Annotated in this window: 13 protein-coding genes; 2 read left to right on the forward strand and 11 right to left on the reverse strand. The window is 73.4% G+C overall.

The features are described from left to right. Positions 1-26: 26 nt before the first annotated feature. From ACZ42A_RS30775 to infC, 5 genes are all read right to left on the reverse strand, one after another. Positions 27-1169, reverse strand: a complete 1143-nt coding sequence (locus ACZ42A_RS30775) for a sensor histidine kinase (RefSeq protein WP_468530559.1) — start codon at positions 1167-1169, stop codon at positions 27-29. 53 nt (positions 1170-1222) lie between these two features. Further along, positions 1223-2071: a TrmH family RNA methyltransferase gene (locus ACZ42A_RS30780; protein ID WP_468530560.1), complete on the reverse strand. Its 849-nt coding sequence runs from the start codon at positions 2069-2071 to the stop codon at positions 1223-1225. A 166-nt stretch (positions 2072-2237) separates the two neighbouring features. After that, positions 2238-2621: a 50S ribosomal protein L20 gene (gene rplT, locus ACZ42A_RS30785; protein WP_016642495.1), complete on the reverse strand. Its 384-nt coding sequence runs from the start codon at positions 2619-2621 to the stop codon at positions 2238-2240. 98 nt (positions 2622-2719) lie between these two features. Continuing rightward, entirely contained in the window at positions 2720-2914 is a 195-nt protein-coding gene (gene rpmI, locus ACZ42A_RS30790) for a 50S ribosomal protein L35 (RefSeq protein ID WP_004933563.1), read from the reverse strand. A gap of 133 nt (positions 2915-3047) precedes the next feature. Beyond that, positions 3048-3686, reverse strand: a complete 639-nt coding sequence (gene infC, locus ACZ42A_RS30795) for a translation initiation factor IF-3 (protein ID WP_289936013.1) — start codon at positions 3684-3686, stop codon at positions 3048-3050. A 384-nt stretch (positions 3687-4070) separates the two neighbouring features. Here infC and ACZ42A_RS30800 point away from each other — a divergent pair, with 384 nt between their 5' ends. Continuing rightward, positions 4071-4418, forward strand: a complete 348-nt coding sequence (locus tag ACZ42A_RS30800; protein ID WP_073942415.1) for a DUF1844 domain-containing protein — start codon at positions 4071-4073, stop codon at positions 4416-4418. Positions 4419-4436: 18 nt separating this feature from the next. On the opposite strand, the gene ACZ42A_RS30805 is transcribed toward ACZ42A_RS30800, so the two are convergent. From ACZ42A_RS30805 to ACZ42A_RS30815, 3 genes are all read right to left on the reverse strand, one after another. Then, positions 4437-5168 carry an SseB family protein gene (locus ACZ42A_RS30805; protein WP_468530561.1) on the reverse strand — a complete coding sequence of 244 codons (732 nt, stop codon included), beginning with the start codon at positions 5166-5168 and terminating at the stop codon, positions 4437-4439. Positions 5169-5270: 102 nt separating this feature from the next. Beyond that, entirely contained in the window at positions 5271-6443 is a 1173-nt protein-coding gene (mycP, locus tag ACZ42A_RS30810; RefSeq protein WP_468530562.1) for a type VII secretion-associated serine protease mycosin, read from the reverse strand. Beyond that, positions 6440-8164, reverse strand: coding sequence for a hypothetical protein (locus ACZ42A_RS30815; RefSeq protein ID WP_468530563.1), 1725 nt, complete (start codon positions 8162-8164; stop codon positions 6440-6442). The genes mycP and ACZ42A_RS30815 overlap by 4 nt, the downstream gene beginning before the upstream one ends. A gap of 268 nt (positions 8165-8432) precedes the next feature. Between ACZ42A_RS30815 and ACZ42A_RS30820 the strand changes: the two genes are divergently transcribed. After that, positions 8433-9635 (forward strand): amino acid deaminase/aldolase, encoded by a 1203-nt coding sequence (locus tag ACZ42A_RS30820; RefSeq protein ID WP_468530564.1) that lies wholly within the window; start codon positions 8433-8435, stop codon positions 9633-9635. A gap of 4 nt (positions 9636-9639) precedes the next feature. On the opposite strand, the gene ACZ42A_RS30825 is transcribed toward ACZ42A_RS30820, so the two are convergent. Genes ACZ42A_RS30825 through ACZ42A_RS30835 form a run of 3 tightly spaced genes read right to left on the reverse strand, consistent with a single transcriptional unit; the run spans position 9640 to position 12778 of the window. Next, positions 9640-10587, reverse strand: a complete 948-nt coding sequence (locus ACZ42A_RS30825; RefSeq protein WP_468530608.1) for a DUF2510 domain-containing protein — start codon at positions 10585-10587, stop codon at positions 9640-9642. Between the two features lie 29 nt (positions 10588-10616). Further along, complete coding sequence (locus ACZ42A_RS30830) at positions 10617-11399, reverse strand: 3-oxoacyl-ACP reductase (protein ID WP_468530565.1); 783 nt, start codon at positions 11397-11399, stop codon at positions 10617-10619. Beyond that, complete coding sequence (locus tag ACZ42A_RS30835) at positions 11396-12778, reverse strand: aldehyde dehydrogenase family protein (protein ID WP_468530566.1); 1383 nt, start codon at positions 12776-12778, stop codon at positions 11396-11398. The genes ACZ42A_RS30830 and ACZ42A_RS30835 overlap by 4 nt, the downstream gene beginning before the upstream one ends. Between the last annotated feature and the right edge of the window lie 3 nt (positions 12779-12781).

Here is a 12781-nt window from a genome sequence, read left to right on the forward strand (position 1 = left end):
TGAGGGTGTACGAATGCGCCCGTGGGTCACTGGGCGAGATACGCCGGTGCCCCCACGGGCAACGTAAATCGGAACTCGGCGCCGCCCTGCTGGGCGCGGCCGACCGTGATGGTGCCGCCGTGGGCCTCGACGATGCCCTTGACGATGTAGAGCCCGAGGCCGGTGCCGCCGCGCTTGCTGCCCCGCCAGAAGCGGGTGAAGACGCGGTTCATGGACTCCTCCGGGATGCCGGGCCCCTCGTCGCTCACCGTGACCGACGTACCGGCGTCCTCGCCTTCGCGGGGCGACGCCGTGGCCGTGATGTCAATCGTGACGGTTCCCTCGCCGTGCCGCACGGCATTTTCGAGCAGGTTGCTGAGCACCTGGTCGATCTTGTCGGGGTCGGCCCACAGGTCGGGCAGCGGCTGCTCGATGCGCAGCAGGAACCGGTCGGCGGCCTGGCCGGCGGCGACGTACGCCTGGATGTGCCGTCCGACGGCGGCGCCGATGTCGACCGGCTGGCGGCGGACCTCCAGGCGCCCGGAGTCGATCCGGGAGATGTCCAGCAGCTCGGCGATCAGCCGGGTGACCCGGTCGGCGTCCGCGTCGACCGTCTCCAGCATCAGCCGCTTCTGGTCGTCGGTGAACCGCTCCCACTTGGCCAGCAGGGTCGCGGTGAAGCCCTTGACCGAGGTCAGCGGCGAGCGCAGTTCGTGGGCGACGGTGGCGATCAGCTCGGCGTGGCTGCGCTCGGTGCGGCGCCGGGCCTCGGTGTCGCGCAGCGAGACCACGACCCGGCGGACGGGCCCGGTGGGCTCGCCGCGCACGTACCGCGCGGAGACCAGCACCTCCCGGCCGCCCGGCAGCAGCAGATTGCGCTCGGGCTGGCGGACCCGGATGGCGAGGCCGCCGTACGGGTCGGTCAGCTGCCACCAGCGCCGGCCCTCCAGATCCTCTAAGGGCAGGGCCTTCTCCAGCCGCTGCCCGAGGGCGTCGGCGGCGCGCACGGCGGTGATGCGCTCGGCGGCGGCGTTGAAGCAGATGACGTGTCCGCGCTCGTCGGCGACGACGAGGCCGTCGGGCAGGTCGTCGGGATCGATGCCGAGCTCGGCCGCCGGGTCACCGGACCGGGGCGCGGGCGGGTGCCGCACGTCCCGTGCTCCCGGTGCGCTGCTCGTGCCGACGCTCATCCCCGTATCCCACCTCTCGGATGGTTGAGTGGGCCCCCGAGCCCGTCACCCTACTAGCTCTCGGTGACGGATCGGCACCCTCCGGAGGCGCGCTGGGCCCGGGCCGAGGCATACAGACATACGGCGGCGGCGGTGGCGAGGTTCAGGCTCTCGGCCTTGCCGTGGATGGGGACGCGGACCACGGCGTCCGCGAGGGCCCGGGTCTCCTCCGGCAGGCCCCAGGCCTCGTTGCCGAAGATCCAGGCGGTGGGGCCGCCCATGGTGCCCTTGTCCAGCTCGTCGTCGAGGTCGTCGGTACCGGCCCCGTCGGCGGCGAGGATCCGCACCCCGGCGTCCTTCAACCCGGCGACGGCCTGCTCGACGGGCACGCCCACCGCGACGGGCAGATGGAAGAGGGACCCCACGGAGGCGCGTACGGCCTTGGGGTTGTACAGGTCGACGGAGGCGTCGGTGAGCACGACCGCCTCGGCGCCGGCCGCGTCGGCGCAGCGCAGCACGGTCCCGGCGTTGCCGGGGTCGCGCACATGCGCCAGGACGGCGACGAGCTTGGGCCGGGCCGTGAGGATCTCCTCGAACGGCGTGTCCACGAACCGGCAGATCCCGACGAGTCCCTGCGGGGTGACGGTGGTGGAGATGTCGGCGATCACCTGCTCGGAGGCGAGGTGCACCCGGGCGCCGGCGCTTCGGGCCTCGCCGACGATGTCGGCGTACCGCTCCGCGGCCTCGACGGTGGCGAAGAGCTCGACCAGGGTGTCCCCATACGCCGCCGCCTCCCGCACGGCCTGCGGCCCCTCCGCGAGAAACAGCCGCTCCTTCCCCCGGAAGTTCCGCTTGGCCAGCCGCCGGGCGGCGGAGACGCGGGGGGAACGGGGGGAGATCAGCTCGGGGCTGGCGGGGGGCATCTTCAGTTCACCTTCATCAACATCAGCAACTTTGTCCGCCGCAACGGCGATCAGCCACGACGGCGCTCGTCGGCGGTGCCGAACCGCCGGCACCACGCAACGCAACGGACCCGCAGGCATAACCCACGGGTCCGTCCAGTCACGTCGGCTCAAAGCCGGCGCAGCGTCACGCGGCCTTCGGCGCGTTGACGTCCGACGGCAGCGCCTTCTGCGCGACCTCGACGAGCGCGGCGAACGCGTTCGCGTCGTTGACCGCCAGCTCGGCCAGGATCTTGCGGTCGACCTCGATGTTCGCGGCCTTCAGACCCTGGATGAAGCGGTTGTACGTGATGCCGTTCGCGCGGGCAGCGGCGTTGATGCGCTGGATCCACAGCTGGCGGAAGTCACCCTTGCGCTTCTTGCGGTCGTTGTAGTTGTAGACCAGCGAGTGGGTGACCTGCTCCTTGGCCTTGCGGTACAGGCGCGAACGCTGACCGCGGTAGCCGGAGGCCTGCTCGAGGATCGCCCGGCGCTTCTTGTGGGCGTTGACTGCCCGCTTGACGCGTGCCACTTGTTAACTCCTTGTAGCGGGGCCGTGGTTGTCCTCACACGGCCCGGAAACGATTGGGTCCCGGTGTCTCGGTGGGATCAGGCGCTGAGCGCCCGACCTCACTTGCCGAGAAGCTTCTTGATCTTCGCGGCGTCGCCCGGGGCCATCTCGGCGTTGCCGGTGAGGCGACGCGTCACGCGGGACGACTTGTGCTCGAGCAGGTGGCGCTTGCCGGCGCGCTCACGGAGCACCTTGCCGGAGCCGGTGACCTTGAAGCGCTTGCTGGCACCGCTGTGCGACTTGTTCTTCGGCATAGCGCCGTTCTCTCCTCGTCGGTGGCGCTCCGGTGCCCGGTCACGAAAACCGGGCACGGTGGAGCGTCGCTCTTGTTTCGGTTACATCCTGGGACTGCGTCCCGGGTGGGTCCCGGGGCGTTCGTCCCCGGGATCACGCCTCGGCGGGTTCCTCGGCGGCAGCCTCGGCGTCGGCAGGGTTCTGCGAACGACCGGGGTTGGCCTTCGCGGAAGCCTTGCGGGCCTCCTGCGCCTGGCGAGCCTCGGCCATCGCCTCGGTCTTCTTCTTGTGCGGACCGAGGACCATGATCATGTTGCGGCCGTCCTGCTTCGGGTTCGACTCCACGAAGCCGAGGTCCTGGACGTCCTCCGCGAGACGCTGCAGCAGTCGGTAGCCCAGCTCGGGCCGGGACTGCTCGCGACCACGGAACATGATCGTGATCTTGACCTTGTCGCCCTGCTTGAGGAACCGGACGACGTGACCCTTCTTGGTGTCATAGTCGTGCGGGTCGATCTTCGGCCGGAGCTTCATCTCCTTGATGACCGTGTGCGCCTGGTTCTTGCGCGCCTCACGGGCCTTCATGGCCGACTCGTACTTGAACTTCCCGTAGTCCATGAGCTTGCACACGGGCGGACGGGCGTTCGCCGCGACCTCGACCAGGTCGAGGTCGTACTCCTGAGCAAGCTCCAGTGCCTTCGCGAGCGGCACGATGCCGACCTGCTCGCCACTGGGACCGACAAGTCGCACCTCGGGAACGCGAATCCGGTCGTTGATGCGGGGCTCGGCGCTGATGGATCCTCCTCGGTAGCACCACGCGACGGTCTGGCGGACAGCCGCGTAACGTCTGTGTTCGTTAGACCTAACCGCGCCGAAGCACAAAAAATGCCCCGGACGATCACAGGCGGGGCTCCTCGAACTACCGGAACACCGCCGCGATCACCGCGGGGCGTGCACTCGGACGATCGCCGTCTCGGGGACGGGACCGTCTGACCGGTGACCCGCCGCCCCGGAGGGCGGTCAGGTGGGAGTTCGAAAGCCTCCACTTGTAGGTCGGACTCGACAGCCGTGAAGCACACGTGTCCGACCGGTCGTTACACAAGGTTAGCAGCTCCGTCCAGGAAGGGCTAACCGAGACCGACTAGGGCCTGCTCCGTTCCTGCCCCTATGGTGAACGCCATGAGTGAAGAGACGCCCGACTTCAACGCCATGACCCGCGACATCGCGGAGGTCCCCGCGGTCGAGGTGATCGTGACGGTCGCCGTCAACCTGATGAGCGCCGCCGCCGTGAAGCTCGGTCTGACCGAGGAGGGCGACAAGTACAAGGACCTGGACGAGGCCCGCAAGCTGATCCACGCCCTCGCCGGCCTGCTGGACGGCAGCGCGACCGAGATCAGCTCGTTCCACGCGGCGCCGCTGCGCGACGGTCTGAAGTCGCTGCAGCTGGCCTTCCGCGAGGCGTCGGTCGTCCCGGACGAGCCGGGCCAGGGACCGGGCGAGAAGTACACCGGCCCGGTCTACGGCTAGGGTCGGCGCTTCACCACTTCATCCGCGTACGTACAAGGGCTCGCCCGGAGGCGTGGTCCCGGCCGGCAGCAGTGCCAGGTCGAGGCCGCGCACCAGGCGGGCCCTCAGTGTCTCGTCGGCGGCGAGGCGCCGGGCGACCGCGCGGGCGGCCTCGGCGGGGGCCGCGCCCGAATCCAGGACGAGGGCGAGCGTGCCGTCGGCCTGACCGGGGCCGAGGTGGGCGCGCACCACGGCGGGCTCGGCGGCGACGGCGGTGCGCACCGCCTCCAGGACGGCCGGGTCGGCCAGCGGATCGGTCGTCGTACGGCCCTCCGCCAGCGCCAGCAGCGCGGGCCCGGTCAGCTCGAACGGCACCGGCCCGGCCAGGTCCAGCACGACCGTGTCCGCCTTCTCGTGGGCGGCGGCCTCGAGCGCCTGGTGCAGCGGTACGGCCACGGGGCGGGCCTGCGGGTCCCAGCGGGCCAGCGCGTCGGTGGAGGTGAAGGCCGGGAGGGCGGTGCGGTTGCCCGCCTTGAGGGTGGGGACGGCCATGTCGCTGGTCTTCTCGCGGCGCAGCCCGTTCTCGTCCTCCTCGACCTCGCCGAGCACGGCGACGACGGGGACCAGCAGCCGGGCGCCCTTGAGGGCCTGGAGCACGGGCGCCAGGGCGGTGCGGTCCTCGGCCCAGGCCGCGAGCGCCGCGCTCAGCCGGGGATCGGCGGAGCCGTCGTCGTCGGAGAAGCCGGGGTCGGGAATGTTCTTGTTCGCCACGGTCACCGACCCTATAGGGGGGATGCAGGGGGGATGCCGCCGGGCTTGGACGGGCCAGGTGACCCCGCCGTGCTGTGGGGGTGGAGGGACAGCCCCGCGCCTCTAGCGAAGTGTCCTACGGCCTCTCCACAGGACCACCGCCGCCACCAGCAGGACTCCGCCCACGCTTCCCGCCAGCGGGCCCGCCCAGCCCGTGCCGTCGGGCTCCGGTTCGGCGGTGTCGGGGCCGGGGCCGAAGTACTTGTCGGCGTAGGCGGTCGAGTGCAGGCCCTTCGGTTTGAGGCGGCCCGCCTCTTCGATGGCGGCGGCGGGGTCGATGAAGCCGAAGCCGCGGGAGTCGTCCCGGCCGTCGGCCGGGGCGTTGCGGGCGGTCTCCTCCAGGAGGCGCTTGATCTGGGCCGGGGTCAGGCCGGGGTGGGCGGCCTTGACGAGGGCGACGGCGCCGGAGACGAAGGCAGCGGCGGCGCTGGTGCCCCAGCCCTCGTAGTACTTGCGGTCGGGGTCGGCGATGACGACGTCGACGCCGGGGGCGCTGACCGTGGCGTACCAGCGGCGGGTGGAGAAGGAGGCGCGGGTGCCGAACTTGTCGACGGCGGTCGCGGCGATCACGCCCGGGTAGGCGGCCGGATAGGAGATGTGGTCGCCCTTCTCGCCGCCGTTGCCGGCCGAGGCGACGACCACGGAACCCTTCTTCAGGGCGTACTGGACGGCCTCGTCCTCGGCGGGCTCCGGGTGGGCGGAGGCGGAGTCGTCGCCGAGCGAGAGGTTGATGACGTCGGCGCCCTGGTCGGCGGCCCAGCGAATGCCCTCGGCGAGGGCGTTGCCGCGGGTCTTGCGGGCCTTGGAGCGGGCGGGGTCGCCGTCCTCCAGGATCACCCGGACGGGGAGGATCTTCGCCTCGGGCGCGATGCCCATGACGCCGTCGGTGCCGCCGTAGCCGTGTCCGTGGCCGGCGATGATCCCGGCCATGGCGGTGCCGTGCCGGGCCCAGGCGCGGTCGCCCCGCTTCGCGCCGAAGCCGACCATGTCCTCGCCCTTGAGGACGTTTCCGGCGAGGTCGGGGTGGGAGGCGTCGACGCCGGTGTCGAGGACGGCGACGGTGATGCCCGCGCCCTTGGTGGTCTGCCAGGCCTCCCCGGTGTGCAGGGCGTCCAGGGCCCACTGCTGGGCGCGGATGCCGTCGGCGTGTGCGGCGGTGGGCGGTACGAGGGCGAGGGAGGCGGCCAGGAGGGCGCTGAGCAGGGCGGCCCGGTGGGTCGTACGGCGGCGGGTCATGAGGGCTGCTCCGTGGCGGCGACGACGGACTTGCGCAGGCCGCGCTCGACACGGTCGGCGAGGCCCTTCGCCTCGTGGCCGAGGCCCGCCTGGGCGGGGGCGGTGGTGGCGTCGGAGGCCATCGCGTCCGCGGCGGGCTGCGGGTCGTCCACGGCGCGGCCGTCGGCCCAGCCGGAGACCGCGTAGACGACGACGGGGGCGTCGGTGAGCACGGAGACGGTCCAGGAGGCGCGCTGGGCGTCGCCGAAGGCGGCGGCGACGGTGCCCTTCGCGGCGTAGGGGCGGGGCATCAGGTCGGTACGGCGGTACAGGCCCTCGTCCTTGAACCGCGTCTCCAGGGAGCGCATGCCGGCGGCGTCGGCCTTGGTGAAGAGCAGGCCGACGGTGGTGACGTGGCTCTGGGTGGCGTCGGTGTAGGTGGCGCGCAGCAGGCGCTCGCAGCCGGCGGGGGCCAGGGCCTTGCGCAGCAGCGGATCGAAGGCGTCGGCGCAGCCGCCGTCCGGGGCGACGGCGATCCGGGTCCAGGTGCGGTCGGCGCCGCCGGGGCCGGCGCCGCGGCCCGCCACGGTGGGCGGGAAGAGGCGGTCGACGGGCACGTTGTGCCAGAGCCCGGCGGCCGTGGCGAACGCGCCGCGCTCGCCGGCCTCGGCGGAGTCGCCGACGAGCCAGCTGCCGGTGACCGCCCCGCCGATCAGCCCGAGCCCGAGCACGACACAGGCGGCGGCAGCGATGGTCTGCCGCCGCACCCGACCGCCGAGCCGACGGGGTTCGCCGAAGGCGTGGGGCATCGCGAGTCCGGGTGCCGGTGGGGCGCTCCAGGAGTGCAGGGGGTCCGGCGACGCCGGGGCCTGCGCCGGGGGACGGCTCGGGAGCCGCACGGAGTCCTCGCCGCGCGGGCGGTCGGCGTGCGACGGGGCGGGATGTACGGCCCGTTCGGGGCGCGGGCGCGCGTCCTGGGCAGTTGGGCGGCGCAGGGGATCGGCCGGTGCGGGCACCTGGGCAGACCGCTGTCGGGCGGATTCGGCCGGTGCGGGCCGCTCGGTGGCCGGGTGGCGTACCGATTCAGCCGGTACGGCGGCGTCGGGTGCGGAGGACGGCTCCGGCGGGACTGGCCGCAGCCGAGTGGTCCGCTCGGTGGCGCTCTCGGCGGGGGCGTCCGCGGAGCGGGGCGGCACGGGGCCGCGCGGCGGCGGGGGCGGCGCGTCCGGGAAGCGGGCCGAGGCGGGCGGCGGGGGCGGGGCGTGCTCCGGACGGCGCGGCGCAGCCTGGGGACGGGGCGGGCGTCCGCCCCCGGCATCCTCGGCGCGGGCCACGCCGCTCGTCCGCTCGTCCGCGGAGGCGTCGGTGGTGCCGGGCGCGGAAAGGCCCGCGGAACGGGGAGCACTGAGGCGGGCAGAGCCGTCGGCGACGGACGTCAAGCCGCTCGGCTGCCCGCCCGGGGCCGAACCGGAGACGCCGGACGAGGAAAGGCCCGCGGAACGCTGGGCGCTGAGGCGCGCGGAGCCGTCCCCGGCGGACCCCGTGCCGCTCGGCCGCCCCGCCGGGGCCGAACCGGAGGTGCCGGGCGCGGGAAGGCCCGCGGAGCGCTGGGAGCTGAGGCGGGCGGGTCCGTCCGCTGTGGAGGTCGTGTTGTGCGGCTGGTCGGACGAGTTGGGGGTGCCGTGTGGGGGAGGGGTGGTGGGGCGCGGAGGGATGGGGGCGTGGCGCGCGTCCGTGCTCATGCACCCCCCGTTTCCTCGTGCCCGGGCCCGTCTCCTCGTCCGCGGGCCGCCCGTCTCCTCGTACGCGGGCCGCCCGTTCTCACGTCGCACGCATACCCGCACGGACGGACCGCCATCCGGCGCGGACACCCGCCCGGGGCCGTTCCGCCGTGCGTGCGCGTCACTTTACGGGTTGCCCGCGCCGATGCGGGAACCAGTCCACGACGGCGGGGCATCTGCCCGGAACATCCCCCTACCCTGCGGTAATCCTGTCTGGCAGGCTTCGGGCATGACTGCGCGCGCCGCCGACCGGGCCCGTTACGACCGGGCCACCGCCCATCTCGACGCCCCGCTGGCGATCGTGGACCTGGACGCCTTCGACGCCAACGCGGACGACCTGGTCCGCCGGGCCGGCGGGAAGCCGGTCCGGGTGGCCAGCAAGTCCGTGCGCTGCCGGGCGCTGCTCGAACGCGTCCTGGCGAAGGACGGGTTCGCGGGCGTCATGTCCTTCACGCTCGCCGAGTCGCTGTGGCTGGCCCGGTCCGGGTTCGAGGACGTCCTGCTCGCCTATCCGTCCGCCGACCGGGCCGGTTTCGCGGAGCTGACCAGCGATCCCAAGCTCGCCGCCGCCGTCACCGTGATGATCGACGACCCCGCCCAGCTCACCCTCATCGACCGGGCGCGGGACGGCGGGCGCGAAGTGGTGCGGGTCTGCCTGGAGTTGGACACCTCGCTGAGGCTGCTCGGGGGGCGGGTGCGGGTCGGGGCCCGGCGTTCTCCGCTGCACTCCCCCGCCGAGGTCGCCGAGCTGGCGCGGTCGGTGGCGCGGCGGCCGGGCTTCGAGGTCGTCGGGATCATGGCGTACGAGGGGCATGTCGCCGGCGTCGGGGACGCGGTCGCGGGTCGGCCGGTGCGCTCGCGTGCCGTGCGGCTGATGCAGGCCGCCGCGCGCCGGGAACTGGCCGAGCGGCGGGCGGCGGTGGTGCGCGCCGTGCGGGCGGTGGTGCCGGGTCTCGAGTTCGTCAACGGCGGCGGCACGGGCAGTGTGCAGCACACCGCCGCGGAGGACGCGGTGACCGAGGTAGCGGCCGGGTCCGGGCTGTATCTGCCGCGACTGTTCGACAACTACACGTCGTTCAGCGGGCGTCCCGCCGCGCTGTTCGCGCAGCCCGTCGTACGGCGGCCGGGGGTCGGGGTCGTGACGGTGCTCGGCGGGGGCTATCCGGCCTCCGGGGCTGCGGGGCGGGACCGGCTGCCGGTGCCGTATCTGCCCGAGGGGCTGCGCTACGACCCCCAGGAGGGCGCCGGCGAGGTGCAGACGCCGCTGCTCGGCTCCCCCGCCGACGATCTGCTGATCGGCGACAGGGTGTGGTTCCGGCACGCCAAGGCCGGTGAGCTGTGCGAGCGGTTCGACGCGCTGCATCTGGTGGAGGGCGACCGGGTGACGGCCACCGTCCCGACGTATCGGGGCGAGGGACGCACGTTCCTCTAGGGGATCACTCGGGGCCGACGCTGCTGCCCACGCCGCCGCCCGGGTCGGTGTCGCCGACCACGCGGATGCCCTTGGTGATGCGGTCCATGTCGTCGAGGGGCGGCCCGTCCTCGCCCGCGTCGAAGACGTAGCGCACGATGACCGGCGACTCGGTGCCGACGCTGGACTGGAAGGCGAGGGACTGGACGTAGCCGCCGGGGCCGTCGGCCGTCCTGACCCGCCAGCGCACGAAGTACCCGGCGCGACCCGCCACCGCGACCGGCCCCGAGTCGACGAGCTGATGCGACTCGATGCCGCCGTAGAGGCGCCGGCCGAGCGCGTCGCGGTCGTAGGCCTCGTCGGCGGCGTCGGCGATGTCGCCCTCGGCGAGGGCCTTCGGGGAGGTCTCGTCGGTCGCGGTGGCCGTCCGGGAGAAGACCAGGCCGTGCCGGCAGAAGCCGATGCCGCTCGGGCAGTCGTAGGTGCCGTCGGTGGTCATCACGACGTTGTCCTGGCTGACGTGGCGGGGGCGGACCCAGCCGTCGAGCAGCGGGAACGTGATGCCGTTGAGCTGGTCCTCGACGACGGCCGGGTCGTCGGCGGAGGGCTCGGAGGTCGAAGGCGACGGGGACGGGGACGGGGCGGGCGGCTCGGTCGTGGTCGGCGCGAGCGTCGGTGTGGGGCTCGCCACCGGAGCGGCGGCCTCCTCCCCCTCGCCCTTCAGGAAGACCGCGCCGGTGACGACCGCCGCGACCAGGACGGCCCCGGCGACCGTGAGGGCGACCGCCCTCGACCGCGCGGCGCCGCCGCCCCCGGCGGGGGGAGACGGCGGCCCGGGGACCGGCGGCGGCCCCGGCACCGGGTGCCCGGCGGGTTCCGGGGCGCGCCGGTGCTCGGTCCAGGCCGTGCCGTCCCACCAGCGCTCGGCGTGCGGGGCCGTGGGGTCGCGGTACCAGCCGGGCGGCGGTGTCATGCTCATATCCCGGCACTGTAGGCCCAGCGCTACAGCGGTGTGACGTACGCCCCCGAGATCCCGCCGTCCACCAGGAAGTCGGTGGCGTTCACGAAGGAGGAGTCGTCGCTGGCGAGGAAGGCGACCGCGGCGGCGATCTCCTCGGCCTGGGCGAACCGGCCCAGCGGGATGTGGACCAGGCGGCGCGCGGCCCGCTCCGGGTCCTTGGCGAACAGCTCCTGGAGGAGCGGGGTGTTGACCGGTCCCGGGCACAGGGCGTTGACCCGGATGCCCTCCCGCGCGAACTGCACGCCCAGCTCCCGGGACATGGCCAGCACACCGCCCTTGGAGGCCGTGTACGAGATCTGCGAGGTCGCCGCGCCCATCCGGGCCACGAAGGACGCGGTGTTGATGATCGAGCCCTTGCCCTGGCGCAGCATGTAGGGGATGGCGGCCTTGCAGCAGAGGTAGACGGAGGTGAGGTTGACCTCCTGGACGCGCTTCCAGGCCTCCAGCCCGGTCTCCAGGATGGAGTCGTCGTCGGGCGGGGAGATCCCGGCGTTGTTGAAGGCGATGTCGACGCTGCCGTAGGTGTCGTACGCCGCCTTGAAGAGCGCCTCCACCTGGTCGGGGTCGGTGACGTCCACCTTGACGAAGATGCCGCCGGTCTCCTCGGCCGCCGCCTTGCCGCGGGCCTCGTCGACGTCGCCGCAGACCACGTGCGCGCCCTCGGAGGCGAGGCGGCGGGCACTGGCGAGGCCGATGCCGCTGCCGGCTCCGGTGACGACGGCGGTACGGCCGACGAGACGGCGGCAGATGTTCTCTTCGGTCACTGTGCGGGGCCCTCCGTGCTGATGAAGACGTTCTTGGTCTCGGTGAAGGCGGTCAGGGCGTCGGGGCCGAGTTCGCGGCCGATGCCGGACTGCTTGAAGCCGCCGAACGGGGTCCAGTAGCGGACGCTGGAGTGGGAGTTGACGGACAGGTTGCCGGCCCGGACCGCCTGGGAGACGCGCAGGGCGCGGCCGACGTCGCGGGTCCAGATGGAGCCGGACAGGCCGTAGTCGGTGGCGTTGGCCAGCGTCACGGCCTCCGCCTCGTCCTCGAAGGGGAGGACGACGGCGACCGGGCCGAAGACCTCCTCGACCGCCACGCGCGCGCGTGGGTCGACGCCGGTCAGGACGGTGGGCGGGAACCAGAAGCCGGGGCCCTCGGGGGCCTTGCCGCGGATGCCGGGGGCATCCGGGTCGACGTAGGACCGCACCCGCTCCAGCTGGGTCCGGGAGATCAGCGGGCCCATGTCGGTGGTCTCGTCGGCCGGGTCGCCGACCGTCACGCCCTCGATCGCGGGGGCCAACAGCTCCAGGAAGCGGTCGTACGCGGAGCGCTGGACGAGGATGCGGGTGCGGGCGCAGCAGTCCTGGCCGGAGTTGTCGAGGAAGGACATGGGGGCGGCGGCCGCGGCGGCTTCCAGGTCGGCGTCGGCGAAGACGATGTTGGGGCTCTTGCCGCCGAGTTCGAGGGTGACGCGCTTGAGGTGGGCGGAGCCCTTCGCCAACACCTGTTTGCCTACGGCTGTCGACCCGGTGAAGACGATCTTCGCCACGCCGGGGTGCTCGACCAGCGCGTCGCCCGCGACGGGGCCGTGGCCGGGCAGCACCTGGAAGAGGTGGTCCGGAAGGCCCGCTTCCAGGGCGAGTTCGGCGAGGCGCAGCGCGGTGAGCGGGGTCGTCTCGGCGGGCTTGAGGATGACCGCGTTGCCCGCGGCGAGGGCCGGGGCGGTGCCCCAGGCGGCGATCGGCATCGGGAAGTTCCAGGGCGCGATCACGCCGACGACGCCCAGCGGTTCGAGGATCGTGACGTCGAGCCCGCCGGGAACCGGGATCTGGCGACCGGTCAGCCGCTCCACTCCCCCGGCGGCGTAGTCGAGCAGATCGCGGACGTTGCCGGCCTCCCAGCGGGCGTTGCCGATGACATGGCCGGCCTCGCGGACTTCCAGCCGCGCCAGTTCCTCGAGGTGTTCGTCCACGGTGACGGCGAACCGGCGCAGCAGCCGGGCCCGGTCGCCCGGCGCCAGCGTGGCCCAGGTCGCCTGGGCCTTCGTCGCTCGTACGACCGCCTGGTCCACGTCCTCGGCGGTGGCGGCCGGGACGGTGGCGACGACCTCCTCGGTCGCGGGGTTGAGCACCTCGAGGGTGTCGAGGGTGGGGGTCACGGC

Source organism: Streptomyces sp. NPDC030838 (genome assembly GCF_055572035.1).

Bases quoted from the DNA above. Each gene is read 5' to 3' on its own strand.
- ACZ42A_RS30775 (WP_468530559.1), bottom strand. From the start codon at position 1,169: ATGAGCGTCGGCACGAGCAGCGCACCGGGAGCACGGGACGTGCGGCAC.
- ACZ42A_RS30780 (WP_468530560.1), bottom strand. From the start codon at position 2,071: ATGCCCCCCGCCAGCCCCGAGCTGATCTCCCCCCGTTCCCCCCGCGTC.
- rpmI (WP_004933563.1), bottom strand. From the start codon at position 2,914: ATGCCGAAGAACAAGTCGCACAGCGGTGCCAGCAAGCGCTTCAAGGTC.
- ACZ42A_RS30800 (WP_073942415.1), top strand. From the start codon at position 4,071: ATGAGTGAAGAGACGCCCGACTTCAACGCCATGACCCGCGACATCGCG.
- mycP (WP_468530562.1), bottom strand. From the start codon at position 6,443: ATGACCCGCCGCCGTACGACCCACCGGGCCGCCCTGCTCAGCGCCCTC.
- ACZ42A_RS30815 (WP_468530563.1), bottom strand. From the start codon at position 8,164: ATGAGCACGGACGCGCGCCACGCCCCCATCCCTCCGCGCCCCACCACC.
- ACZ42A_RS30820 (WP_468530564.1), top strand. From the start codon at position 8,433: ATGACTGCGCGCGCCGCCGACCGGGCCCGTTACGACCGGGCCACCGCC.
- ACZ42A_RS30825 (WP_468530608.1), bottom strand. From the start codon at position 10,587: ATGACACCGCCGCCCGGCTGGTACCGCGACCCCACGGCCCCGCACGCC.